At 67.1% G+C, this 25,345-nt stretch carries 19 protein-coding genes and 1 pseudogene; 17 read left to right on the forward strand and 3 right to left on the reverse strand.

Annotated features, from left to right (window positions below; genetic code table 11):
• Window positions 1-53: 53 nt before the first annotated feature.
• The 7 genes from B8V81_RS15380 to B8V81_RS15410 all read left to right on the forward strand — a co-directional run bounded on the left by B8V81_RS15380 (window position 54) and on the right by B8V81_RS15410 (window position 10,170).
• Complete coding sequence (locus tag B8V81_RS15380) at window positions 54-1,808, forward strand: cache domain-containing sensor histidine kinase (protein ID WP_101808671.1); 1,755 nt, start codon at window positions 54-56, stop codon at window positions 1,806-1,808.
• Window positions 1,805-2,596 carry a response regulator transcription factor gene (locus tag B8V81_RS15385; RefSeq protein WP_101808672.1) on the forward strand — a complete coding sequence of 264 codons (792 nt, stop codon included), beginning with the start codon at window positions 1,805-1,807 and terminating at the stop codon, window positions 2,594-2,596. Before B8V81_RS15380 ends, B8V81_RS15385 begins: the two co-directional genes overlap by 4 nt.
• 110 nt (window positions 2,597-2,706) lie before the next feature.
• Window positions 2,707-4,038 (forward strand): extracellular solute-binding protein, encoded by a 1,332-nt coding sequence (locus tag B8V81_RS15390; protein ID WP_101808673.1) that lies wholly within the window; start codon window positions 2,707-2,709, stop codon window positions 4,036-4,038.
• A 113-nt stretch (window positions 4,039-4,151) separates the two neighbouring features.
• The gene (locus B8V81_RS15395; protein WP_101808674.1) at window positions 4,152-5,030 is read left to right on the forward strand and encodes a carbohydrate ABC transporter permease; all 879 of its coding nucleotides are present in this window, start codon (window positions 4,152-4,154) and stop codon (window positions 5,028-5,030) included.
• A gap of 19 nt (window positions 5,031-5,049) precedes the next feature.
• Complete coding sequence (locus B8V81_RS15400; protein WP_028597903.1) at window positions 5,050-5,931, forward strand: carbohydrate ABC transporter permease; 882 nt, start codon at window positions 5,050-5,052, stop codon at window positions 5,929-5,931.
• A 67-nt stretch (window positions 5,932-5,998) separates the two neighbouring features.
• Entirely contained in the window at window positions 5,999-6,979 is a 981-nt protein-coding gene (locus B8V81_RS15405; RefSeq protein WP_101808675.1) for a glycoside hydrolase family 43 protein, read from the forward strand.
• A 194-nt stretch (window positions 6,980-7,173) separates the two neighbouring features.
• Window positions 7,174-10,170: a glycoside hydrolase family 2 protein gene (locus B8V81_RS15410; RefSeq protein WP_101808676.1), complete on the forward strand. Its 2,997-nt coding sequence runs from the start codon at window positions 7,174-7,176 to the stop codon at window positions 10,168-10,170.
• 505 nt (window positions 10,171-10,675) lie between these two features.
• On the opposite strand, the gene B8V81_RS15415 is transcribed toward B8V81_RS15410, so the two are convergent.
• Both B8V81_RS15415 and B8V81_RS15420 read right to left on the reverse strand, forming a co-directional pair.
• A complete protein-coding gene (locus tag B8V81_RS15415) occupies window positions 10,676-11,557 on the reverse strand; it encodes a WYL domain-containing protein (protein ID WP_101808677.1) in 882 nt (293 codons plus the stop codon).
• On the reverse strand, window positions 11,523-12,851 hold the full coding sequence (locus B8V81_RS15420) for a helix-turn-helix transcriptional regulator (RefSeq protein WP_101808678.1): 1,329 nt from the start codon (window positions 12,849-12,851) through the stop codon (window positions 11,523-11,525). The genes B8V81_RS15415 and B8V81_RS15420 overlap by 35 nt, the downstream gene beginning before the upstream one ends.
• Window positions 12,852-13,739: 888 nt before the next feature.
• Between B8V81_RS15420 and B8V81_RS15425 the strand changes: the two genes are divergently transcribed.
• The 4 genes and pseudogenes from B8V81_RS15425 to B8V81_RS26280 form a co-directional block, all read left to right on the forward strand.
• Window positions 13,740-14,849 carry a slipin family protein gene (locus tag B8V81_RS15425; RefSeq protein WP_028597909.1) on the forward strand — a complete coding sequence of 370 codons (1,110 nt, stop codon included), beginning with the start codon at window positions 13,740-13,742 and terminating at the stop codon, window positions 14,847-14,849.
• A 211-nt stretch (window positions 14,850-15,060) separates the two neighbouring features.
• Complete coding sequence (locus tag B8V81_RS15430) at window positions 15,061-16,110, forward strand: glycerophosphoryl diester phosphodiesterase membrane domain-containing protein (RefSeq protein ID WP_146000507.1); 1,050 nt, start codon at window positions 15,061-15,063, stop codon at window positions 16,108-16,110.
• The gene (locus tag B8V81_RS15435) at window positions 16,107-16,715 is read left to right on the forward strand and encodes a DUF4129 domain-containing protein (RefSeq protein WP_101808680.1); all 609 of its coding nucleotides are present in this window, start codon (window positions 16,107-16,109) and stop codon (window positions 16,713-16,715) included. Before B8V81_RS15430 ends, B8V81_RS15435 begins: the two co-directional genes overlap by 4 nt.
• 2 nt (window positions 16,716-16,717) lie before the next feature.
• A pseudogene (locus B8V81_RS26280) lies at window positions 16,718-17,425 on the forward strand (DUF4350 domain-containing protein); the annotation flags it as partial.
• Between the two features lie 56 nt (window positions 17,426-17,481).
• Here B8V81_RS26280 and B8V81_RS25305 read toward each other — a convergent pair.
• Complete coding sequence (locus tag B8V81_RS25305) at window positions 17,482-17,949, reverse strand: hypothetical protein (RefSeq protein ID WP_180968462.1); 468 nt, start codon at window positions 17,947-17,949, stop codon at window positions 17,482-17,484.
• A 5-nt stretch (window positions 17,950-17,954) separates the two neighbouring features.
• On the opposite strand from B8V81_RS25305, the gene B8V81_RS15445 reads away from it, so the two are divergent.
• From B8V81_RS15445 to B8V81_RS15470, 6 genes are all read left to right on the forward strand, one after another.
• Complete coding sequence (locus tag B8V81_RS15445; protein ID WP_028597913.1) at window positions 17,955-18,875, forward strand: AAA family ATPase; 921 nt, start codon at window positions 17,955-17,957, stop codon at window positions 18,873-18,875.
• Entirely contained in the window at window positions 18,826-20,196 is a 1,371-nt protein-coding gene (locus B8V81_RS15450; RefSeq protein WP_101808682.1) for a DUF58 domain-containing protein, read from the forward strand. Before B8V81_RS15445 ends, B8V81_RS15450 begins: the two co-directional genes overlap by 50 nt.
• 28 nt (window positions 20,197-20,224) lie before the next feature.
• Window positions 20,225-21,262, forward strand: a complete 1,038-nt coding sequence (locus B8V81_RS15455) for a stage II sporulation protein M (RefSeq protein WP_084136750.1) — start codon at window positions 20,225-20,227, stop codon at window positions 21,260-21,262.
• Window positions 21,259-22,083: an RDD family protein gene (locus tag B8V81_RS15460; RefSeq protein WP_101808683.1), complete on the forward strand. Its 825-nt coding sequence runs from the start codon at window positions 21,259-21,261 to the stop codon at window positions 22,081-22,083. The genes B8V81_RS15455 and B8V81_RS15460 overlap by 4 nt, the downstream gene beginning before the upstream one ends.
• 1,082 nt (window positions 22,084-23,165) lie before the next feature.
• The gene (locus B8V81_RS15465) at window positions 23,166-23,750 is read left to right on the forward strand and encodes a TetR/AcrR family transcriptional regulator (RefSeq protein WP_101809428.1); all 585 of its coding nucleotides are present in this window, start codon (window positions 23,166-23,168) and stop codon (window positions 23,748-23,750) included.
• Window positions 23,751-23,808: 58 nt separating this feature from the next.
• Window positions 23,809-25,302, forward strand: coding sequence for an MFS transporter (locus B8V81_RS15470; RefSeq protein ID WP_101808684.1), 1,494 nt, complete (start codon window positions 23,809-23,811; stop codon window positions 25,300-25,302).
• Window positions 25,303-25,345 lie beyond the last annotated feature (43 nt).

Raw genomic sequence — 25,345 nt, forward strand, 5'->3', positions numbered from 1 at the left:
GAGTCACGGCTTCACCCTCGAGCCCAAGCCACTTCACGAAAGGGAGATCCGCTATGAGAACGCGGCTGCGCAACGCCAATACGCTGCGGAACCAGATTCTCGCCGTCTGCGTGCTCGTCATGGCGCTCGTGCTGCTGTTCGTCGGCTTCTATACGTACAGCCGGGTATCGACGGTCATCACAAGCAACGCGGAGCGCCAGCTGCAGCAGACGGCGATTGAGGCGATCGGCCGCTTGGAAACGCTTTACCGCCAGGTGGACATGCTGTCCAGCCAGGTGATGACCGCTTCCGAGGTGCAGCAGCTGCTGCTGCAGGAGTCCCGCGGCCGCCGCTCGACGCTCGGCCAGCGGCAGTCGCTGCTGCAGAGCGTGCGCACGCTGCAGGTGTATTCCGACGGCATCGCTTCGTTCGACCTGTTCACCCGCGACTACCGCAGCCTGTCGCCGCTCGACGAGAGCCGGCTGACCGACCGGCTGCAGCCGGAGCAGATCGCCCTCGCCGATCGCGGCAGCGGCCGGCTGGCGTGGATCGGCGAGGATCCGAAGGACCCGGCGTACTTCCTCGCCGTCCGCAGCGTGCGGCTGATGGACCATTCGTTCGAGAGCGCGGGCTATCTGCTCGTCCGCATCGAGCGCAGCACCTTCGACCTCGGCGCCGACGAGGCGCAGGAGCGCCGCGAGTTCATGACGCTGCTCGACGGCGAAGGCCGCGTCATCACATCCGATTACGGCGACTCGGCGGAGGCGCTGCCGGACTCGGCCGACCATAACCTGGACATCGGCGGGGAGCCCTATCTGCAGGTGCGCCAGACGTCCCAGCTGACGGGCTGGAAGCTCGTCATCCTGGCGCCGGTGAAAAGCCTCACGGAAGGCATCGGCGCGCTGCGAACCGCCATCGTCGCGGCTGGCGCGGTCGGCTTCCTCATCTGCCTCGTCTGCTCCTTTTTCCTGAGCGCGATGATCACGAGGCCGATCCTGCGGCTCATCAAGACGATGCGCGGAGCGCGCCTCGGAGAGCTGCGGCCGAGCCCGGAAGTCCACTCGACCGTCGAGATCAACGAGCTGACCAAGACGTACAACCAGCTCGTCGGGCATATGAACGACCTGATCCAGGTCATCTACGAGAAGGAGCTCATCCGCAGCCGCACCGAGCTCAAGGCGCTGCAGGCGCAGATCGATCCCCACTTCCTGTACAACACGCTCGAGGCGCTGTTCTGGGCGCTGCAGGACAAGGAAGAGGAGGAGCTCGCCAATCTCGTCGTCGCCATGTCGGACCTGTTCCGCTACACGATCGGCAGCGAGCACGGCAGCGAGTGGGTGACGCTGCGCGAGGAGCTCGACCATGCGGAGCGCTACATGCAGCTGATGAAGCTGCGGTTCGGCGACCGCCTCGAGTGGAGCCTTTCGGCGCCGCCGGACAGCCTCGAGCTGCGCATGCCGAAGCTGCTGCTGCAGCCGCTCGTCGAGAACGCGATCCTGCACGGCGTCGGCGCCAAAAAAGGGCCGGGCTCCGTCTCGCTGCGGGTCGAGCCGGCGGGCGAGCCGGACCTGTGGTCGGTCGCCGTCGAGGACGACGGTCCGGGCATGGACGCGGAGCTCGTCCAGGCGCTGAGCGACTCGCTCGGCGCAGGCGGCCCGGCGGACGGAGCCGGAAAAGGCAAGGGCAAGGGCAGCGGCATGGCGCTCGCCAACGTGAGCAAGCGGCTGCAGCTTTATTACAAGGATCGGCCGGCGGGCGGACTGCGCATCGAGAGCAGGCCCGGCGAAGGGACGACGGTCGGATTCGACATACCGGGAGGGACTGCATGAAAAATCGGCTGACCGTGCTCATCGTCGACGATGAGCCGAGAACGAGGCAAGGACTGGCCAAGACGCTGGAGGGCTGGGCGGAGGGGCGCTTCGAAATCCTCTCCGCCGAGAACGGGGACGAGGCGCTGGAGCTGGCGGCGGAGCGGCCGATCCATCTGCTGCTGACCGACATCCGGATGCCGGAGATGAACGGGCTCGAGCTGATCCGCGCGATCAAGGAGCGGGGCAGCGATCCGGTATCGGTGCTGCTGTCGGGGTATTCCGAGTTCGACTACGCGCAGGAGGGCATCCGGCTCGGCGTCGTTAACTATCTGCTCAAGCCGGTGACGCGCGCGAAGCTGCTGGAGGCGGCCGAGCAGGCGCTCGAGATCGCGCTCGAGCGCCGCCGGCTCGGCGCGATGGAGCGGATCGTCGACCTCGGCCTCGCGGAGCTGAAGGAGGAGGACCGGCTCGTGCCGCAGCCGGTGCAGGACGCGATCCGCTTCATCGAGGACAACGTGCGGACGCCGCTCACCTTGCGCGAGGTCGCCGAGCATGTGCATCTGAACCCGAGCTACTTCAGCTCGCTGTTCAAGGACAAGACCGGCATGACGTTCAGCCAGTTCGTCGCCCGCAGCAAGCTGCAGGCGGCCAAGAAGCTGCTCTACTCGACCGGCCTGCCGGTCGGAGAGATCGCCGAGCAGGTCGGCTACCAGACGGCCAAGTATTTCATCACCCTGTTCAAGGATTACGAGGGCATGACGCCGAGCCAGTACCGCCGCAGCCTCTCCGACAGCAAGGAGACCTGAAAATATCGGACTTTTCCCTAATCGCCGTTACCTTATTTCAAGCCGGGTAAACCGCTATCATTGGAAATGTAACCGCTATCCAAGAGCGATGAAGGGGAGGAACCACCACCATGGCAAAAAAATCGACCTCCGTGCTGGGCGCGGCCGCGCTGGCGTCCCTGCTGGCGCTGACCGCCTGCGGCGGCAACTCGGCTGGCGGCGAAGCCGCGAACGCCGGAGCAGGCTCGGGCTCGGCCGAGAAGATTACGATCAAGATGATGCATCTGTGGCCGGCCGGCAGCTCCAAGCAGCAGAACATGATCGTGAACGACATCATTTCCCAATATCAGGCCGACAACCCGAACGTGACGATCAAGCAGGAGATTCTGGAGAACGAGCAGTACAAGAACAAGCTCAAGGTGCTGTCGGCGTCCAACGACCTGCCGGATGTCGGCATGACGTGGGCGGCGGGGTTCCTGACTCCTTATGTCAAAGGCAATCTGTTCGCGCCGCTCGACGACACGCTGGCCGGCGGCCTGAAGGACTCGTTCGTCTCCGGCACGACAGAGGCGTACGCGGTGGACGGCAAGACGTACGCGCTGCCGCTTGAGCTGAACATCACGCCGGTCTACTACAACAAGGCGATCTTCAGCAAATACAACCTCGAAGTGCCGCAGACGTACGCCGACTTCCAGAAGGCGGTCGACACGCTGCAGCAGAACGGCGTCGCGCCGATCGCGCTCGGCAACAAGGACCGCTGGACCGGCTCGCTCTGGTACATGTACCTGGCCGACCGGCTCGGCGGGGCGGAGACGCTCAAGAAGGCGATCGACCGCTCCGGCTCGTTCGAGGATCCGAGCCTCGTGCAGGCGGCGGACGAGGTGCGCAAGCTCGTCGACGGCAACGCCTTCAACAAGGGCTTCAACGGCCTGTCCAACGACGAGGGCAAGGCCGAGTTCCTGAGCGGCAAGGCGGCCATGTACCTGATGGGCACATGGGAGCTGCCGAACTTCACGACGAACGAGTCCATCCCGCAGGAGTTCCGCGACCAGGTCGGATTCTTCAAGTTCCCGACGATCGAGGGCGGCAAGGGCGACATCGACAGCTGGGTCGGCGGACCGGGCGTAGGGCTGTTTGTCGCCGAGAACTCCAAGGTCAAGGAAGAGTCCAAGAAGTTCGTCAAGTTCTTCGTCGAGAAATGGGGCGAGCAGTCGGTCACCAAGGCGGGCGTCATCCCGGCGACCAAGGTCGACACGTCCAAGGTCGATCTGCCGCAGATGTATATCGACATCCTGAACGAGCTCGGCAAAGCCAGCAACATCACGCTGTTCGCGGACGTGCAGATGAGCCCGGCCGTCGCGCAGGTCCACCTGAACATGATCCAGGCGCTGTTCGGCAAGGAAGTGACGCCGGAGGACTTCGCCAAGCAGCATGAAGAGGCGCTGAAGCAGGACGCAGGCTGATTCCGCAGCCGCGCGGCCTCCGAGGAGGACCTGTCCCGCGAGGCGGGAGCAGGTCCTCCTCTTCGCTTGCCGCCGCACCGCCTGCCCGAACCTGCGAAGGAGCGTGAACAAGCATGGATAAAGTGATGTCCAACAAGAAGATGATTGCCCTCTACGTGCTGCCGGCGCTGCTGCTCGTGCTCGTCCTGATCTACGTGCCGATCGTGCTCACCGGCTACTACGGCTTGATGAAATGGGACGGCATCGGCGAGATGGCGTTCACCGGGCTCGACCAGTACGCGAAGCTCGTCCGCGACGCGGCGTTCTGGGACAGCGCCGGCCACTCGCTGCTGCTGGCGGCGTTCTCCGCGCTCAGCCTGCTCGGCTATCTGGCGGTGGCGCTCGTGCTCGCCGGCGAGATCAAGGGCGCGAACCTGCTGCGCAAGCTGTACCTGATCCCGATGCTGCTGAGCTCGGTCGCGATCGCCCAGCTGTGGGCCAAGATCTACCACCCGACGAACGGCATCCTCAACACGCTGCTCGGCGCGGTCGGCCTGCCCGACACGGTCGAGTGGCTGTCCGACACGAGCCTCGTGCTGCTGTCGATCTTCATCCCGATCATCTGGCAGTACGCCGGCTTCTACATCCTGATCTACTACGCGGCGCTCAAGAACATCCCGTCCTCGCTCGTCGAGGCGGCGCGGATCGACGGCGCGAGCCCGCTGCAGATCGCGCTGCGCGTCAAGCTGCCGCTCATCGCCGGCGTCGCCAAGATGACCGTCGTGCTGGCGGTCGTCGGCTCGCTCAAGTACTTCGACCTGATCTACGTCATGACCGGCGGCGGGCCGAACGGAGCGAGCGAGGTCATGGCGTCCTACATGTACAAGCAGGCGTTCAGCAGCTACGACTTCGGCTACGGCAGCGCGATCGGATTTTTCCTGCTGCTCATCTGCCTCGTCGTCACCTGGCTGATCCGCAAGCTCACCTCGTCCGAAGAGGTCCAATACTCGTAAGCGAAAGGAGCCAACCGACATGTCGCAACGACTCGCCGCGGCTCGCGCAGAAGCCGGCCCTGCCGGGCGCTCTGCCGCCAGCCCGGTCCTGAAGACGCTCCTGTACGCCGCATTGGCCCTCATCGCCGTCGCGCAGGTGTTCCCGCTGCTCTGGCTCGCCGTCTTTTCCCTCAAGGACACGCAGGAGATCTTCACGAAGTCTCCGCTCTCGCTGCCGGCCAGCCCCAAGTGGGAGAACTACGAGAAGGTATGGACCGAGGGCAACATCGGCCAGTACTTCTTCAACAGCGTCTGGTATACCGTCGCCGCCGTCGCCGCGACCGTGCTGCTCGCGAGCCTCGTCACATTCGCGCTGACGCGCATGAAGTGGGGCTGGAAAAAGCCCGTGCTCGGTCTGTTCATGGTCGGCATCATGATTCCGATCCACTCGACGCTCATCCCGCTGTTCCAGATGTTCATGAAGGCGGGCCTGACCGACCATCCGCTCTCGATCATCCTGGCGTACACCGCGTTCAACCTGCCGCTGACGATCATGATCCTGCTCGGCTTCTACGAGACGCTGCCGCGCGAGGTCGAGGAGGCGGCCGTCATGGACGGCTGCTCCGTCAACCGCATCTTCTTCCAGATCGTGCTGCCGATGACGGCATCCGTGCTGGCGACGACGGTCATCATCAACATGATCTACAACTGGAACGAGTTCGTCTTCGTCAACACGTTCATCAGCAGCGACACGCTCAAGACGCTGACCGTCGGCATCCAGAACTTCATCGGCCAGTACTCGGCCGACTGGGGCGCGATCGGCGCCACGCTCATGATCAGCATCCTGCCGATCCTGATCGCCTTCTTCGCGCTCAGCAACCAGATCGTCGAGGGCATGACAGCGGGCTCGGTCAAGGGCTGATCCGCCTGAGCCCGCACCTGAGCCTGCCCCTGCCCCTGCGACTTGCGACTTCAGAAAGGATGGTACGATGACCGCCAAACCGAGCTTCAACCAGCCGCTCGTCACCCATATCTACACCGCCGATCCGTCGGCCCATGTGTTCGAAGGCAAGCTGTACGTCTATCCGTCCCATGACCTCGACCACGAGCGCGTGTCCAACGACAACGGCGACCAGTACGACATGGAGGACTACCATGTGCTGTCGATGGACGCCGCGGACGCGCCTTGCGTCGACCACGGCCAAGCGCTGCATGTGCGCGACGTGCCGTGGGCGTCCCGCCAGATGTGGGCGCCGGACGCCGCCTGCAAGGACGGCAAGTATTATCTGTTCTTCCCGGCGCGGGACGAGGACGGCATCTTCCGCATCGGCGCCGCCGTCGGCGAGCGGCCGGAGGGTCCGTTCCGGGCCGAGCCGAGCTGGATCGACGGCACGTTCAGCATCGACCCGGCGGCGTTCGTCGACGACGACGGCCGCGCCTATTTGATCTTCGGCGGCCTGTGGGGCGGACAGCTGGAAAAATGGCAGGCCGGTGCGTTCGATCCGGACGCCGCAGGGCCGACCGGGGACGAGCCGGCGCTCGGACCTCGCGCCGCCGAGCTGGCGGACGACATGCTGTCGCTGAGGAGCGCACCTGCGGAGCTGTCAATCGTGGACGCAGACGGCCGGCCGATCGCGGCCGGCGACGAGGAGCGCCGCTATTTCGAGGGACCGTGGATGCACAAGCATCAGGGGCGCTACTACCTGTCGTACTCGACCGGCACGACGCACAAGATCGTCTACGCGACGAGCGACGATCCGCTCGGCCCGTTCGTCTACCAGGGGACGATCCTCGAGCCGGTCGTCGGCTGGACGACCCATCACTCGATCGTGGAGTGGGACGGCAAGTGGTATCTGTTCTACCACGACAGCTCGCTCTCCGGCGGCGCCGACAACAAGCGCTGCGTCAAGTTCACGGAGCTGCATCACGAAGAGGACGGATCGATCCGCACCGTCCGGCCTTATGAATGACGGCACTCCTCTAAGGGCTGTCCCGCACGTCGAGCCATCGACGAGCGGGCCGGCCCTTTTCCTTTGCCATCGAAGTCTGCGTCGATCCGAATTCGAATTTAACAAAACGAAACAGTTGAATTAATTTGAAGGCGTTGATACGATGGAGGAACAGGTTTGCTTTTGCTTTCGAATAAGGGAAGGTTGGGTGCGACATGGAGATGCGGAAGCTGGATGCGGCATGGGAAGTAAAGGGATTCTGGCCGTGGGTGCCGCTGAAGGGCACGAGCATGGAGATCGGCAATGAGCTGCTCGGCGTGACGGAGTGGATCCCGGCGACGGTGCCGGGCGGCGTGCATGAGGATCTGTACCGGGCGGGGCTCATCCCCGATCCGTATGTCGATACGAACAGCTTGGCAGTCGAATGGGTGGAGAACCGCTGGTGGGTGTATCGCGGCCGCTTCGCGCGGCCGGAGCTTGAGCCGGGCTGCCGGGCCGAGCTCGTGCTGGCCGGACTCGACTACGAGGCGATCGTCTCGCTGAACGGCCGCCGCCTCGGCGAGCATGAAGGCATGTACGAGCCGGCCGTCTACGACGTGACCGAGCTGCTCGGCGAGCGCGAGACGGCGGAGCTGCAGATCATCCTCAAGCAGGCGCCGGACGAGATGGGCCAGATCGGCAAGACGAGCGAGACGTTCACGCAGAAGAGCCGCTTCAACTACAAGTGGGACTTCTCGACCCGGCTCGTCAACGTCGGCATCTGGGACACCGTCTCGCTGCGCGTCCGCCGCGCCGTCTCGCTGGACGAGCTGGCGCTGCATGCGAATGTGCGCGAGGACGGTACGGGAGTCGTGTCGGTCGCGGCCCTCGCGCGCGTGGAGAAAGGGACGGGCGGAGCTGCAGCGGAGCTGGAGCTGCTCGATCCGGACGGCCGGACGGCCGCCCGCTGGAGCGGTCCGGTCGCGGACGGAGCGGTCCGGGCCGAGCTGGAGGTGCCGGAGCCGCGTCTGTGGCATCCGAACGGATACGGCGAGCAGCCGCTCTACGAGCTGAGGCTGCGCCTGTTCGCGGACGGCCGGCTGACGGAGGAGACGACTCGGCGGACCGGCATCCGCCGCATCGAGTACCGGCGCAACCCGGGCGGACCGGACGACGCGCTGCCGTACACGTTTGTCGTCAACGGACAGCCGATCTACATTCAAGGCGCGAACCTGACGCCGCTCGACCATCTGTACGGCAACGTCGGAGCGGAGCGCTACGGCTGGCTCGCGCGTCTCGCCCGGCGGGCGAATCTCAACCTGCTGCGGGTGTGGGGCGGCGGCCTCATCGAAAAGGAAGAGCTGTACGACCTGTGCGACCGTCTCGGCATCCTCGTCTGGCAGGAGTTCATCCAGTCCAGCTCCGGCATCGACAACGAGCCGTCCCAAAAGCCGCGCTTCCTCGAGCTGCTCGGCCGCAGCGCCGTGCAGGCGCTCAAGACGCGGCGCAACCATGTGTCGCTGGCGGTGTGGAGCGGCGGCAACGAGCTGATGAGCGCGCCCGACCGGCCTTCGACGTATGAGGACGCCAACCTCGCCTATTTGCGGGCGCTCGTCGCCGAGCATGATCCGCAGCGGCTGTTCCTGCCGACGTCGGCGTCCGGTCCGAGGCAGTACATCACTAGCGAGAAGGGCGTCAGCCACGACGTCCACGGCCACTGGAAGTACATGGGCAATCCGGGCCATTACCCGCTGTACGCCGAGGCGGACCATCTGTTCCACAGTGAGTTCGGCGTCGACGGCGTCAGCAGCGTGAAAAGCCTGCGCAAGTTCCTGTCGGAGCCTCATCGGAAGCCGGTGTCGATGGAGGAGAGCTTCGTCTGGCGCCACCATGGCGAATGGTGGGACACGTTCGGCCGCGATACGGAGCTGTTCGGCGGCTTCGCCGACCTGCAGGCGTTCTCCGACGCGAGCCAGTGGATCCAGGCGGAAGGGCTGCGCTTCATCCTCGAGGCCAACCGGCGCCGCCAGGGCCGGCAGAGCGGCAGCATCATCTGGCAGCTCAACGAGCCGTGGCCGAACGCCAGCTGCACGAATCTCGTCGACTACTACATGGAGCCGAAAATGGCCTACTACTGGACCCGCTCGGCCTTCGAGGGCACGCATGCGTCGCTCGACTACCGCTCGCTGGACGCGCCGGCGGGCAGCCGGCTGCAGGCGGCGGTGCATCTGCATCGCAGGCCGGGAGCGGCGGCGGGTCTGGCGGCGGGCGAGGTGCGCGGGTTGGACGCGGGGCTGGCGGGTACGGCGATGATGGAGAGAGGCGCGAGCCAGGCGACGGGCGAAGGCGGCGGGTTGGCATCGGGCCAGTCGAGCCAGTCGAATCCGCAGATGGACGAGAGAGAGGCGAGCCAGGCGGGAAGGGCGAGCGGCGAGGGGCGCGAGCTGGATGCGGGCCAGTCGAGCCAGGCGATGGATGAGGGACTCGAGGCGAATGTGACGCCGCTTCTCCGCGTACGCGCCGAAGTGAGGGACTTGCGCGGAGCGCTGCTGCATGAGCAGACGTTCGATGCGCCGGCCGGCGGGGAAACGGGCGCGGGAAGCGGCTCGCTCCGAATCGGAACGCTGGACTGGGTCGTGCAGGACACCTACAACGGCCTGCTGCTCGTCCGTCTCCGCATCGAGGGGATGGATGCGCCTCCTCCCGTCGACTACTTCTTCTCTACGCGGTCGCCGGAGGTATATGCCGCCGCGCTGGAGCCGATGGCCGCCGCGCTGCGGGCCGAGCCGCTGGGCGGTTGGGAGCAGGCGCCGCCCGAAGCGGGCGGACCGGCAGCCAGTCCGCGCCTGCGCCGCGCCTATGTCATCGCCAACGACGGCACGGAAGCCGCGCTGCATGTGCGGCCGGAGGAGACGACCGACGGCTGGTGGATGGAGGCGAGCGAGGCGTACTTCACGCTGCTGCCGGGAGAGTCGCGCCGGGTGGAGCTCTCCTGCGCGCCTCGCCGCGGCGAGCTGTTCGGCGCCGGAGCGGCGATCCGCGCCTCGGATGCGGGCAGTGTCGGCACGGATGCGGAGAGTGTCGGCACGGATGCGAGGAGAGTTGGCACGGATGAGGCGGGACGTGCCGCGGATGTGGAGAGTGTCGGCACGGATGCGGCGACTCGTGCCGGCGACGTGCCGACGGAGCCGACGGTCGTCTTCCGTGCGTTCAACCAGCCGCTACCGGTGTGAGGGCAGCAATAGATAGGGGCAGACCAAGGCCGAGCGGATCGGCCTTGATCTGCCCCTTCTTTATATGCTGTAGTATCGCGCGAGCCCGCCGAACCTGCCCAACCAAGGCATAGAAGTGCCTTGGTTGCGTTCAAAACCCGCCGAACCTGCCCAACCAAGGCATAGAAGTGCCTTGGTTGCATTCAAAACCCGCCGAACCGGCCCAACCAAGGCATAAAAGTGCCTTGGTTGCGTTCAAACCCGCCGAACCGATTCAACCAAGGCATAAAAGTGCCTTGGATGCGTTCAAAACCCGCCGAACCGGCCCAACCAAGGCATAGAAGTGCCTTGGATGCGTTCAAAACCCGCCGAACCGGCCCAACCAAGGCATAAAAGTGCCTTGGATGCGTTCCAAAACCCGCCGAACCGGCCCAACCAAGGCATAAAAGTGCCTTGGATGCATTCAAAACCCGCCGAACCAGCCCGACCAAGGCATAAAAGTGCCTTGGATGCGTTGGGCTGCCGTCTAAGCCTCCGCGTCAGCCCCAGCCTCCGCCTCGCCCGCCTCAACCTCCGCCTTCGCCTCGGCAACGGCCTCCAGCCGAATCCCGTACCGGGCCAGCGCCTTCGCCGCGCTGGCTCTCATCTGCTCCTGCAGAGCAGCGCTAGCAGCGCCATCGGCGACGCGCACCCGCTTGCCGAGGAAGCGCAGCTTCTGCAGCAGGAAGCCGCGCTCGTCCCGCGGATAGCGGAGCGCGATGCGGTAGACGCCCTCGGCGGCGTCGAAGCGCACCTCCTGGCGGAAGCAGGAGAGCGCGTACAGGATGCGCGAGAGCTCGCGGTTGTAGCGGGGGAGGAGCTCCAGCTCGACCTCCTCCTGCGAGCGCGCCGTCAGCCGCGCGATCGCCGCGTCCAGCCGATCCGCCTCGCCCGGCGGCAGCGGACGCTCCTCCACGCCATGCGCATGGGTGAGCCGCGTGCGCATGAGCGGCCGTCCTTGGGCGCGATGCCAAAGCAGATACCACTGCTTGGTCGACATCGCGTAGTCGAGCCGGTACGGGTAGCCCTCGGCATGGCGCAGCTCGCCGCCGCCCTTGGCGCTGTAGGCGAGCCGCATGCCGCTGCGGCCCGCGATGATCGCCGCCAGCTCCGGGAGCAGCGGCGAATACAGCCGCCGCTCCCGGCTGCGCGCCTTCTCGTCCAGATGTCCCAGCGGTAGCGGCGGCTCCTCGGCCAGCAGCTCCGCGAGCTTGGCGCGCGCCGCCACGCCGAGGAAGCCTTCCGCGGCGGGATGCTCCAGCATGAGCTTCAGCCAGGCGCGCTCGCGCCCGGTCACGGCGACGGCGCCCGCCTCCGCCATGCGGCGGCTTAGCTCATGATTGTGCGCCTTGTCGAACAGCAGCTCCATACGTCTCCGCCAGCTCCTTCCATTCCTCGATCATGTCCTGCCGCAGCTCCTCCGGCTCCAGCACCTCGCAGCTGGAGCCGAAGCTGCGCAGCCACGGGCGGATCTCCCTCGTCCCGTTCACCTCGATGTCGTACCGGAACGACTCCGGTCCTTCCTCCGTCGTCTCGCCCCATTGGCCTTGCAGCAGCACCCGTTCGCGGACGAAGTCGTACTCTGCCCCCTCGGGCCGGAAAAACCGCACGGAAACGCGCGTCGGCTCGCCCAGATCGACGAGCCAGCTCGTGCGCAGCCGCGCGTCCAGCTGCTCCCGCTTGCGGGCGAACAGCTCGGGATCGGCGGCCCCGCCGATCGCCAGTCCGCTCATTCCTTCCATCCGCCAGGCGCTCAGCCCGTGGGCGCGCGTGAAGCCGAGCGCGTACCAGCGGCCGTACTGGTGGTCGTAGACCGCCTTGAGCGGAAGCATCGCGATCTGCCGCGCCGGGCTGGTCCGCGCATGCAGCGGATTGGTGCCGCGCGCGGCGTAGCGATGCTCCGACTTCGGCGTCAAGTACTCGAAGCTCGCCGTGCGCCGCTCCTCGATCGCCGCCAGCAGCGGATGCAGGTACGCCTCGTCGAGGATGCGGCAGTCGTAGCGGTAGGCGAAGCCGACGCCGGCGCTGAGCGCGCCGTCCCGACCGAGCAGGCGGCGCAGGCTGTCCTGCAGCAGGAACCCGTGCACCGACGGCACCCGCGTGTGGGCCATCGCATGCACGAACAGCTCGAGCCGCCGCAGCTCCTCGGGCTCCAGCGCCGCCCACAGCTCGTCGCGCAGCCGGTAGCGCACCGGACGGCCGCCTGCGCGCGCGACGATGCCGGCTTTTTCGAGGTAGGCGAGGTCGGAGCGGATCGTCTTTTCGTCCGGCCACGGCGACGCCTCCGGCCAGCCGCCGCAGCAGGCGTCGAGCAGCTCCGCGGCCGTTCGGCCGCCTTTCCCAAGCTCACCCTGCAACAGCGAGAGCCGTGCGATTTCCGATTCCTTAAGCGAGCGGGAGCGGAAAAGGAACAGCAGCAGCGGGTCGCCGCCCCGCTCGCGCCTCGCCTGCAGCAGCCGGCCGAGCCCAAGCTCGCCGTCCTCTCCGGGCGCGCCATCCGCGCCAGCGGCCGAAGCGGCCTCGCGCAGCCTTCGCAGCGCCTTGTCGAGCGTATGCACCGAGATGCCGAGCCGCTCCGCCGACTCCTTGCGGCTGAACGCGCCGCCCGTCAGCACGAGCAGCCGCAGCAGCTCGATCTCCTTGTCGAAGCTTTCTCTCGCCATCCTCGCTTCCTCCTCCCGCTCGATCCAGCCTTTTTTGTCGAACCTGCTTTATTCGGGACGGCACGCCTGATTTCCTGCCCGGGCGGCTCCGCGCCGGATTGCCGCTTTTTTCCGCCAAGCGGACGCCTTCGCCATACTTCCGCCCTGTTCCGCCCGTCCGCAGGAGGCTATGATGAAGCGGAAAGGTCAGGCGACAGGCGGGAACTTCGGCCGCAGGCCCTGTTCCGCAGTGCCGGGACGCTGATCCGACAGGCATGCTACGGCCGTCCTTTCTCCTCGTTCATTCACCGGGTTCGAATCCCGGACGCTCTATCAGGGGCGTTCATGGTTGATGAATTCAAAACGGCGAAGAGCCTACGAGCGCAGTACCCGAGGGACCGGCATCCGATCCCGCCGATCCGCGCCGGCCGCGCCTCCAAGGGCGGCGCCGGAAGCAGGCCATGCAGCGCCATGCGCCGGCGGCGGCAAGAAGGACGATTCCCCCCGCAGCGATCGCCCGCTCGCGACTCTCCTTGCGCCATGGCGCAAGGAGGGAAGCGCGAAGGGACGGCAGCGGGAAATTGTCTGGAGGCCGCCTGCCCGCAGGCGCTCCGCCGACGCTTCCGGGGCGCGGGCGAGCGGACGGATGCCGCCCGACCCCGGCCATTCCGAGCCGAAGCAGCCTGCCGAGCGGCGCGACGCCGCAGGCGGCTCGCGGCTTACTTAGGGCGTGTTTGCAACCCCGCTCAGGAGCGTCTATCACCGCCTTTTTGCCCCCTGCTTCGTCACGCAGGCTCGACGTACCCCCGGTACGCTTTCGCCTACGTTCCTCGCAGGAATCAAAAATTCGGCCATATTCGGCTTCCTTCGAAGGATGCAAACACGCCCTCATACAAGGAGATGATCGATATGTTCGAAATCGTCACGATCAAGCCGACCGAGCGCGGTTTGCTGTACCGGAGAGGAAGCTATGCAGGACTGCTCCTGCCTGGAACGAAGCGGCTGATCCGGCTGCGCCGCGAGACCGCGGTCGCCTGCCGCGTCGACGAGCCGTTCCTGCCGCCGGACGGTCCGCTGGCCGTCTACCTGCAGGATGCCAGGCTTGCCGCGGAGCTGGACGTCGTGGAGGTCGGCGACGGCGAATACGCCGCTCACCGCATCGACGGACGCTTCGAGCGGCTGCTGCCGCCGGGCCTGCATGCTTTTTGGAAAGCGGGCGGCCGCCACGAGTTCCAGCGCATCGATATGCGCGAGCCGGACGTCTCGGCGGCGCTCGAGCCGGAGCTCGCGGAGCGGATCGGGCCATATGCGCAGACGCTGGAGGTGGAGAGCTGGGAGCGCGGCTTCCTTTTCTACGACCATGAGCTGCAGCGCGAGCTCGGTCCCGGCCGCTACCGGTTCTGGCGCGGTCCGGTCAAGGCGTCGGTCCAGAAGGTCGATCTGCGCCGCCAGCAGCTTGAGCTGCACGGCCAGGAGATGATGACCGCCGACAAGGTGACGCTGCGGCTCAACTTCGTCAGCGCATACCGCGTCAGCGACCCGCGCCGCACGCTCGAGATCCGCTCGCTGTCCGAGCATCTGCACGCCTCGCTGCAGCTGATCCTGCGCGACATCGTCGCCGGCAGGACGCTCGACCGCCTGCTCGCCGCGCGCGACGAGGCGGCGTCCGAGGCGCTGGAGCGGCTGCGGACGGTCGGGGCCGCGAGCGGCGTCGAATTCCTTGGCGCGGGCATCAAGGACGTCATTCTGCCGGGCGAGATGCGCGACATTCTCAATACCGTGCTGCTGGCGGAAAAGAAGGCGCAGGCGAACCTCATCACCCGCCGCGAGGAGACGGCTTCGACGCGCAGCCTGCTGAACACGGCCAAGCTGATGGAGGAGAACGAGACGCTTTACCGGCTCAAGGAGCTGGAGATGCTGGAGCGGCTCGCCGAGCGCATGGACCGCATCACGCTCGACTCCGGCAGCCCGGTGCTGGAGCAGCTCGCCCGGCTTGCCGGCGGCACGGGCCGGCGCTGAAGCCATTCGACGGGCTTGCCGGCGGCACGGGCCGGCGCGCGAAAGCCCCTCTGGCGGGCGGTTCCTTGCGGACCGCCCGAATTTTTATTCTTTTGGGAGCATAAGGAAAAAGGAACCGTCTCGGGCCTGCGATCCGTAGTATAATAATCGTGGTGCGCCTGCAGGCGGGCAGCACTTGGCATGGCTTCATACATAGGGAGGGTGGACATTCATGCAGCAACCGCAACAACTGAGGCCGATGGGGATCGGCCGCATTCTCGACCGCAGCTTCCAGCTGTACCGCACCCACTTCACGACGCTGGCGATCATCATGCTGGCGCTGTACGGCCCGATGGCGATCGTCTCGATGGCGCTCGCCACCGATTCGTCCAACACGACCTCCGGACTCATGGATACCATCCGGAATGGCGGCATCGACGGCTACCTGCAGTCGATCGAATCAGGCGAAGGAGCCGGACTGAGCGGAGGCGCCGTGCTGGCGATGCTGCTCGGCTTCGTGCTCATGCTGCTGCTCGGACCGGTCTCGGTCGCGGCGATCGTGCATCTCGTGCAGGCGCATCTGCGCGGCGAGGAAATTCCGAGCGCGGGCGAGCTGCTCAAAAAAGGCTTCCGCCGCCTCTGGCCGCTGACCGGCAGCACGCTGCTGTACGGCATCATCATGCTCGGGCTGTATCTGCTCGTTGTCGTCGCGTTCGCTTTCGCGGTTGGAATCTTGTTCGCCGCGGCGCTGTCCGGCACGGACGCGGGGGCAGGGCCGGCCATGCTGCTGCTTGTTCCCGCAGTCATCGGCGTCCTGCTGCTGATCACGTTCTTCGCGGTCCGCTGGGCGTTCTATCTGCCGTTCGTCGCGCTGAACGAGAGCGGCACGGGCGTCGGCGCGAGCTGGCGCCTGACCAAAGGCAGCTTCTGGCGCCTGCTGCTGCTCTACCTCGTGCTCTGGATCCTGCTCGCCATCTTCACTGGGGTGCTGAGCCTCGGCTCGGCCGCGATCTTCGGCGGAGGCGTGCTGAACTCGCTCGTCGACTCGCTCGTCTCGATCCTGATCGGATCGCTGTGGGTGCTGCCGTATGCGATCGCGTTCTTCGACCTGCGCGTGCGCCGCGAGGGCTGGGGACTGGAGACGCTGCTCGACGGAGCGCAGCCTTACGGCGGACAGACGCCGCCTCCTCCTCCGGCGGGCTGGGGCGGCGGCTACGGCGCTCCGGACCGCACAGACCGCTCCGATGAGGGCGGCAGCTCCGGGGACGGCCCTCGTCCATGACGGAAAGGGGGCAGCTGGAGGAGATCCTCTCCCGCGAGGAATATACCGCCTACCGCAAGGAGCCGGGCTTTTCCTTGTGGGACTGGATCGTGGAGCAGCTCGGACGGCTGCTCGCCGCGATCTTCCCCGACCTGAAGCCCGGACCGGGCACGATCAGCCTGCTGTCCATCCTGATCGTCGTCGCGCTCGCCGCCTTCCTCGGCTGGATGGGCTGGCTGCTGCTGCGCCGCTTCGGGCCGGCGGGCCGGCTGCGCTCCGGCGTCTGGATGGAGGCGGGCGACGACAGCCGCTCCTGGCGGCATTACGCCCGGCTCGGCGAAGGCTTCGCTGAGCGCGGACAGTGGAGGGACGGCGTGCGCGCCGTCTTTCTCGCTTTCCTGTTCCGGCTGGAGGAGCGCGGAGAGCTGAGGGTCGAAGCGTGGAAGACGAACCGCGAGTACCTGGAGGAGCTGGCTGCGGCCGGCTCTGCGCATGCGCCCGCCCTGCGCGGAGCGATGGGGCTGTTCGAGCGCGTCTGGTACGGCCGGCTGGAAGCGTCGCAGGCTCAGTACGACGAGCTGAAGGCGCTGCTGGCTGAGGCCGAAGGCAAGGAGGTGCCGCAATGAGGATGGGGAGCAAGCGCAGCGTCTGGCTGCTGGCTCTTTTTGCGGCGCTGTTCCTGCTGCTCGGCCTGCTGCTGGGCCGGCCGCAGCTGCGGGACGAGCCGCCGAACCTGAGCTTCTCGTCGGATACGGACGGGCTCAAGGCATGGCGCGAGCTGCTGCAGGAGCGGCATCCGCTCGTCGGCGAGTGGCGGCAGCGCTGGGACGAGCTGCCGGCCGGCTCGGGCCGGCTGCTGATCGCCGCGGAGCCGGCCGGCGTCAGCGGGGTCGAATGGCAGGCGCTGCACGAGTGGCTGAAGACGGGGAATTCCGTGCTGCTGCTCGGCGATCTGCCGGATCAGCCGTTCTGGGAGCTGACGGAAGGCTGGAGCGCGACGCCGGATGAAGGCGAGCCGTCCGAGGCAACCGGGTCCGATGAACAGGCTGAATCGGACGAAAAGGTAAGCGGCGACCAAGAGGCCGGGACGGACGAAGAGGCTCCCCTCTTCGCCGTGGACGCGTCGGCGCTGCTCGGCCCGGGCGCCGATGAGGCGCAGGCCGAGGCGTCGCCGCGGATCGCCGTTCTGGACGGCGAGGGCGAAGCGCTCGTGACCGACGAGCGCGGCACGCTGGCGGCGCGCCAGAGCGTCGGCTCCGGCTCCGCGACGCTAGTCGTCGAGCCGCGCTGGATGCAGAACGGCACGGCGCTCAGCGGCTCGCATGCCGAGCTGATGGCCGCGCTGCTCGCGGGAAGCTGGACGGAGATCCTGTTCGACGAGCAGCATCACGGCTATACGTCCGCGCCGGGGGCGTTCGCCGTCCTGCCGCGTCCGCTGCTGCTGGCGAGCGCGCTGCTGCTGCTGGCGCTGCTGCTCGCGCTCTGGAGCGCCGGCAAGCGCTTCGGTCCGACGCGCGTGCCGCGGGAGTGGACGGTGCGGCGCGGCGACGAGACGGTGCGGGCGCTGGCCGCCTGGTACGAGCGCTTCGGCCTCATGGACGAGGCGCTGGAGCGGCAGCGGCGGCGGCTGCGGCAGCAGCTGGCGCAGCGCTGGGGGCTGCCTGCGGCGGCGTCGCCGGAGCAGGCGGCCGCGGCCGCCCGCAGCCGCTGGAGCGAGGAGGACGCGCTGCGCCTGCGGCGGGCGCTCGAGGAGCGGCCGCTGCAGGCCGCCGGCCGCAAGGCGGCGGGCGGCACAGATCCAAGGAAGCAAGCGAGCTGGCGGCGCTGCTGCGAGGCGGCGCCGAGCCGGGAAGGGGACATAGAAGATGAATCACTTGGTCGAATCGCTGGAGCGGCGGATCCATGGTCAGAGCCGCAACGTCCGTCTGCTCGTCACCGCGCTCGTCGCGGGCGGGCATGTGCTGCTGGAGGGAGTGCCGGGACTCGGCAAGACGAGCCTGGCGCGCGAGCTGGCGGCGCTGTCGGGCTGCGGCTGGCGGCGCATCCAGTTCACGCCGGACCTGCTGCCGGGCGACATTACGGGCAGCGTGACCTACAGCATGCAGGAGCAGAGCTTCTCCGTCGTCAAAGGGCCGGTGTTCACGAACGTGCTGCTCGCCGACGAGATCAACCGCTCCGGGCCGAAGACGCAAGCCGCCCTGCTGGAGGCGATGGAGGAGCGGCAGACGACGATCCAGGGCACGACCTACGCGCTGCCGGAGCCGTTCTTCGTCGTCGCGACGCAAAATCCGGTCGAGTACGACGGCACGTATCCGCTGCCGGAGGCGCAGCTCGACCGGTTCCTGTTCAAGCTCGTGCTGGACTATCCGGGCGAGCAGGCGGAGATCGGCATCCTGCGCTCGCATCGGCGGGCCGGCAGCATCCGCGAAGCGGCGCCGGAGCCGGCCGTCTCGCCGGAGGAGCTGCTGGAGCTGCAGCGCCGGGTCGAGGACGTCGTCGTCGAGGACGCCATCTACGGCTACGTCGCCGCGCTCGTGCGCGCCACGCGCGACGCCGACGGCGTGCAGCTCGGCGCGAGTCCGCGCGCGGGCATCGCGCTGCTGCGGGCGGCGTCCGCCTGGGCGCTGCTCGAAGGACGCGACTACATGACGCCGGACGACATCAAGGAAATGGCGCTTCCGGTGCTTCGCCACCGGCTGCTGCTGACGCCGCAGGCGGAACTGGAGGGGATGACCGGTGAAAGCATCATCCGGCAAACGCTGGCATCGGTTCCGGTCCCTCGCTGACCGGCTGCTGCGGCGCGCGCCGCTGCCGACGCCGCGGCTAGCCTGGTGGACGGCCGGCGGCGGGGCTGCGGCCGCGCTTGCCGGAGCGGCCGGCCGCGAGCTGGAGGCCGCCGCGCTTTGGCTGGCAGCGCTCGCCGCGCTGTCGGCCGCCGATCTGGCGCGGCTGCCGCGTGCGTCCGCCTGGTCGGCGCGCCGCGAGCTGCCGGAGAGCGCCGAGATCGGCCGCGAGTTCGCGGTCCGGCTGGAGCTGACCTGCCGCACGGCGCTGCCGCTGCGCGTGGAGCTTGCCGACGACATCCCGGACCGCTTCGACCGTCCGGACGGGCGGAGCGCGGCCGGCACGCTGGAGCGCGGCCGGCTGCAGGCGTCGTACCGCCTCCGCGCGCTGGAGCGCGGGCGGTTTCGTTTCCGCGAGGTGGACCTGCGCTGGAGCGGCGGCCTCGGCCTGTGGCGCAAGCAGGCGCAGCTCGCCGTCGAGGACGGCATCCGCATCGATCCCGACCTGTCGGGCGTGCGCGGCGTGCTCGCCTCGGCGCAGGACTCGCTGCTCGTCGACGGCAAGCGGATCCACCGCCGCCAGCGCGGCGGCACGGAGTTCGACGCGATCCGCGAGTATGCGGCCGGCGACGACATCCGCGAGGTCAACTGGCGTGCGACGGCGCGCTCCGGACGGCTGCTGACGAACCTGTATCGGCCCGAAAAGGGCAAGACGCTCGTGCTGCTGCTCGACTGCGGCCGCCAGATGGGCGTCGAGCTGGACGGCCGGGTCAAGCTCGACCGGACGCTGGAGGCGGCGCTGACGCTGGCCGCCGCCGCGCTCCGGCAGGGCGATCTCGTCGCGCTGATCGCTTATTCGAGCCGCGTCAAGCTGTTCGTCCCGCCCGGCCGCGGCCTCGAGCAGCTGCAGACGCTGACCCGCGCGGCGAGCGACATCGCGCCGGACTACGCCGAGGCGGGGGCCGCCGTAGGGCTCGGCTTCCTGCTGCAGCGCGTGCGGCGGCGCTCGTTCGCGGTGCTCTTTTCCGACATGGACCATTACCTGCATGACGCCGAGCTGCTGCCGTACGCGGCCAAGCTGCGCAAGCAGCATCATCTCGTGCTGATGTCGCTGCAAAATCCGGCGCTGCGCGAGCTCGAGGAGCGGCCTCCCGAGACGGCCGGCGACGCCTACGTGCGGAGCATGGCGGCGTCTTACGCGCTGGAGCGGCAGCTGCTCGTGCGGCGGCTCGGCAGCGGCGGCGTGCCGATGCTCGACGCTTCTCCGGACCAGCTGGCGACCAGCGCGGTGAGCGCCTATCTCGACATCCGCGACAAGATCTGATCCGGCAAAGGTCAGGAGAGGAGCCAACATGGACACGACGACATTCATCCGGCGGCACAAGCCGGCCTGGGCGGAGCTCGAGGGCCTGCTCGCCCAGCTCGGGCGGCGCAAGGCGCGGCCGGACGCCGCTCAGCTCGACCGGTTCGCGGAGCTGTACCGGAGCGCCTCGGCGAATCTGGCCTACCTGCAGACGCATGCGCCCGCGAGCGAGGCGGCGCTGCTGCTCGGCGACCTCGTGTCGCGGGCGCACAACCAGCTGTATGCGGGCGGCGCGGCCGGACGCAGCAAGCCGCTCGAATTCCTGCTCTGGGGCTTCCCGCTGCTGCTGAAGCGGCGGCTGCCGTTCATCGCGCTGGCGGGGGCGCTGCTGCTGCTCGGCGAGCTGCTCGGCTACATGGCCGTGCGCGACAATCCGGCGGCAATTCATTCGCTGCTGCCTGCCGGCATGGCCGACCGCATCGATCCGGCGCGCACAGCCGACGACCGCGGCGACATCAACAGCGCGATCGTCTCGGCCGAGATCATGACCAACAACATCCGCGTGGCCGTGCTGGCGTTTTTGAGCGGAGTCACGCTCGGCTTGTTCACGATCTACCTGATGGCCTTCAACGGCATGCTCGTCGGCGGACTCGCCGCCGTGTTCGCGCAGGCCGGGTACAGCTACACGTTCTGGGCGTACATCCTGCCGCACGGCGTCATCGAGCTGGCGGCGATCTTCATCGCGGGCGGCTCGGGCTTCTACATGGGCTACAAGTTCTTCGTGCCCGGCGAGCTGCCGCGCGGCATCGTGTTCGTGCAGGCCGCCAAGGAATCCGCGCTGCTGCTGCTCGGCACGATCCCGCTGTTCGTCATCGCCGGCCTCATCGAAGGCTACATTACGCCCGCTTCGCTGCCGCTTGAGCTCAAGTACGGCGTCGCCGGCCTGACGCTGGCCGCCTTCGCGGCCTACTGCGTCTACGGCGCGAAGCGCGGCGAGCGCGAGCAGGGCGGGGGGAGCGGAGGCGGGGACGCGCGCGGATCGCTGAGCCTGCCTGCCTCCCGATTTCGAAAGGAAGGCCGATCATGACGATGAGAGATCCTTATTCTGAAAGACAGACGACATTCGTCACGCCGGAGCAGGTGCGGCTGCAGCTGCGGACCGCCGGCCTCGGCAGCCGGGCGATCGCCCATCTGATCGACGCGCTGCTGCTGCTCGCAGCGTCGGCGCTGGTCGTGTTCGGGACTGCCGGCTCGATCTACCTGCTGTCCTCGTCCTGGTTCCCGAACGACGGCTACGACTACCTGTTCGCCGGCATGTTCCTGCTGCTGATCGTCATGAACGTCGGCTACTTCATCGTGATGGAGGCGTACCGCGGCGGGCAGACGTTCGGCAAAAAAGCGATGGGCCTCCGCGTGCTCCAGGCGAGCGGCCAGTCGGCGACGATCCTGCCGGTCGTCATCCGCAACCTGTTCCGGCTGCTCGATTTCCTGCCGATGGGCTACTTCGCCGGCAGCACGGCGATCTTCTTCAGCCGCGCCGACAAGCGCTTCGGCGACATGGTCGCCGGCACGATCGTCGTCGCGGAGGCGACGGCGGAGCAGCGGAAGCGCCGCGCGCGCATCGACAAGCGGATCGCCCGCCTGCAGGCCAAGGGACTGCTGCTGCCGGAGCTCGCCAGCGAGCTTGGCGCGGCGGAGCGCGCGCTGCTCGACGAGCGGGACTGGCAGCTGCTGTCCGGCTGGGCCGAGCGGCTTGATCCCAAGCCGCCGGTCGGCGCGCAGGGGCTGGAGCAGCGCATCTGGCTGCATTTCACCGAGAAGCTCGGCCATAGCCGGGCGGCCTACCCCGACTCGCGGCCCTATCTGGCCGCGCTCTACCTCGCCGTTCGCGAGGATTGGGAGCTGTAGGCCAGTTCTCCTGTTGCTCAAAGAAGCGTCCGCCCGGCATCAGGCCGTGCGGGCGCTTCTTTGCGTTGCGGGCTTGCGGCCGGGGCCGGCCTGGGACGGCGCATCGCCCGGCGCCAAGCCCGGATGGGCGGGGGGAGCGGAGTGGAGGCTGTTAAGTCGAATTTTTCGACTTAATGCCGACCGGAGGCCCCCGCCGGAGCACATTAACTCGATTTTATCGAGTTAAAGCCATCTGTCCACGCGCTTCGAACTCTGCTAACTCGAATTTTCGACTTACCGCCGAGCAGAAGCCCCCGCCGGAGCACATTAACTCGATTTTCTCGAGTTAAAGCCGTCTGCCCACGCGCTTGGAACCGTGCTAACCCGATTTTATCGACTTAATGCCGACCGGGATATGGCAGGTAGATCAGCGTTACTCGGTTTTTCCGAGCAACGCCCCCGCTGGACCCGCCATTCGAGCAGAGTTACTCGGTTTTTCCGAGCAATGCTCCTGCTGGACCCGCCGTTCGAGCCCAGTTACTCGGTTTATCCGAGCAATGCTCCTGCTGGACCCGCCGTTCGAGCAGAGTTACTCGGTTTTTCCGCGCAACTCCCCTGCTGGACCCGCCGTTCGAGCAGAGTTACTCGGTTTATCCGAGCAACGCCCCTGCTGGAGCCGCCATTCGAGCAGAGTTGCTCGGTTTATCCGAGCAACGCCCCCGCTGGAGCCGCTGTTCGAGCAGAGTTGCTCGGTTTTTCCGCGTAGCGCCGCCACAGGGGAGGTCAGTTGGGGGAGAGCGGATCGGTTTTGCAGGCGAGCAGCGTGAAAACGAGGGAAGGCTCTCCCTCGGCCACACGAAGCAACAGCCTGCTATTCAATCGTTGACTGGACGAATGGGGAAGGCATATACTAGCTCCAATAGATGCAAGTGAACACTTGCATCAGGCGCGCAGCATCGAAATAAATGATCGTGAACGCCACACGAGCATCGAGAGTAAAACGAGCGTTCACATGAGCATAGTCACACCCAATCACGATGCAATCGACGAGTGCTAGCCAGCATCATTTACAGCGACCACAAGGGAAGGGAGGCATGCGGGAAGTGGAGACGAACAGATCGACGGCGGAGAAGCTGCTGCTGGCGGCGATCGAGGTGATGGCGGAAAAAGGCTATCTCGGCGCCTCGACGAAGGAAATCGCCGCAGCCGCAGGCGTCAACGAGGTGACGCTGTTCCGGCATTTCGGCTGCAAGTCGAACCTGCTGGAGGCGGCGCTCGACCGCTATCATTATGCGGACATCATGACGGAGCTGTTCGCGACGCGGCTGACGGGAGAGCTGGAGAGCGACCTGCACCTCATCGCCCAGACGTATCAGCAAGCGATGTTCCGCAACAAGAAGCTGATTCGGATCGTGCACAAGGAAGGTGCATCGCTTCCGATCGGCGAGCATGCCCACACGCGCCATCGGGAAAAGCTGCGCGAGCTGCTGCGGGACTATTTCACCGACCAGCAGCGTCGCGGCCTCATTCGCGCCGAGCCGCCCGATACGCTCGCGCTGTCGTTCATGTACGTCAATTACGGCTGCTTCATCAGCCGCCTTCACTCCGACCTGGGCGAGCCGGACGCGGAATCCCGCGAGGTGATCCGCCATTCGGTCGAGCTGTATGCTAGAGCGCTCAAGCTCTAGCCTTTTATTCGCCCTTAATGCAAGCGTGCGCTTGCTTACAACGAAAGGATGATGGATTATGTCCGATAAACGTCCGGCTGACGAGCGCTCAGCCGACGAACGTGCCGCCGCCGCTGCGTCCGCCTCAGCCGCCACCGAAAGGCCCGCCGCTCCGTCCGTCCCGCCAACGTCTGCCGAAACCGAGCCCCGGCCAGGCGCGGAGCGGCTGATCGGCGTGCTCGCGTTCACGATGGCGATCTCGTCGATGAGCGCGATGATGTTCACGATCGTGCTGCCCGAGATGAAGGCCGAATTCGGCCTGTCGCTGTCCCAGGTCAGCTGGATGATGACCGGCTACATGCTGATCTACGCGATCGGATCGGCCATCTACGGCAAGCTGGCGGATCTGTTCCGCCTCAAGAACCTGCTCACGTTCGGCCTCTCGCTGTTCATCATCGGCTCCTTCATCGGCCTCGTCTCCAGCTCTTACGGGGCGGTGCTGGCCGGCCGCCTCATCCAGTCGGCGGGCGCGGCCGTCGTGCCCGCCGCCGCGATGATCATCCCGATCCGCTACTTCCCGCCGGCCGTCCGCGGCCGCGCGCTCGGGATGACCGCCTCCGCGCTCGCGCTCGGCAACGCGATCGGACCGATCTTCGCCGCGCTCGTCGTCAGCACGCTGCACTGGCGCTGGCTGTTCTGCGCGCCGCTGCTCGTGCTGCTCACGCTTCCGCTGTTCCGCCGCTATCTCGTCGACGAGCCGGCCAAAGGCGGCTCGCTCGATCTCGCCGGCGGCCTGCTGCTGGCCGGCTCGAGCGCCTCGCTGCTGCTCGCGCTGACGGAATGGAGCCTCTGGTACGCCGCGGCCGGCATCGTCCTCGCCCTGCTGCTGGCGCTGCGGCTGCGCACGGCGCGGGAGCCGTTCCTGCGGCCGGCGCTGTTCCGCATCCCTGCCTATCGCCAAGGGCTGCTGCTGATGATGCTGGCGATGGTCTCGGGCTACGCGCTGCCTTTCCTGACGCCGCAGCTGCTCTCCTCCGTGCATGAGCTCAGTCCCGGCGTCATCGGCTTCGCGATGGTGCCGGCGGCCGGACTCGCGGCGCTGCTCGGCCGCGCCGCCGGGCGGCTCGCGGACCGCAAAGGCAACGCGTACGTCTTCTACGTCGCCGCCAGCCTGCTGCTGACCTTCTTCGGCCTGATGGCGCTGCTCGCCGGAGCATCGCCTTGGATCGCCGGAGGGGCGCTCGTGCTTGGCCAGCTCGGCCAGACGATGCTGCAGATCTCCCTCATGAACTCCGTCTCCCGCACGCTGCCGTCCGATCAGGCGGGCGCCGGGATGGGGCTCGTCTCGCTGCTCAACTTCCTGACCGGAGCCGCGGCGGGAGCGGCGTTCAGCCGTCTGCTGGACAGCTTCGGCGGCGGAACGGGCGTTGGGGCTTTTCCGGTGTTCGGCCTCATTTATGCGGGGCTGTTCGTCGTTGTCGGCTTGCTTGCGCTGACGTTTCGCTACCGCTTCAGCCGGAGCGGCCAGAGCGGCAGGGAGACGATGCCGCTTCGCGAGTCCATTGATTCATGAATCGCCGGTTCGTCCACATATAGTTACATGATGCGGACGTACA

Source organism: Paenibacillus pasadenensis (assembly GCF_002864175.1).
GTDB classification, from domain to species: Bacteria; Bacillota; Bacilli; order Paenibacillales; family Paenibacillaceae; genus Paenibacillus_O; species Paenibacillus_O pasadenensis.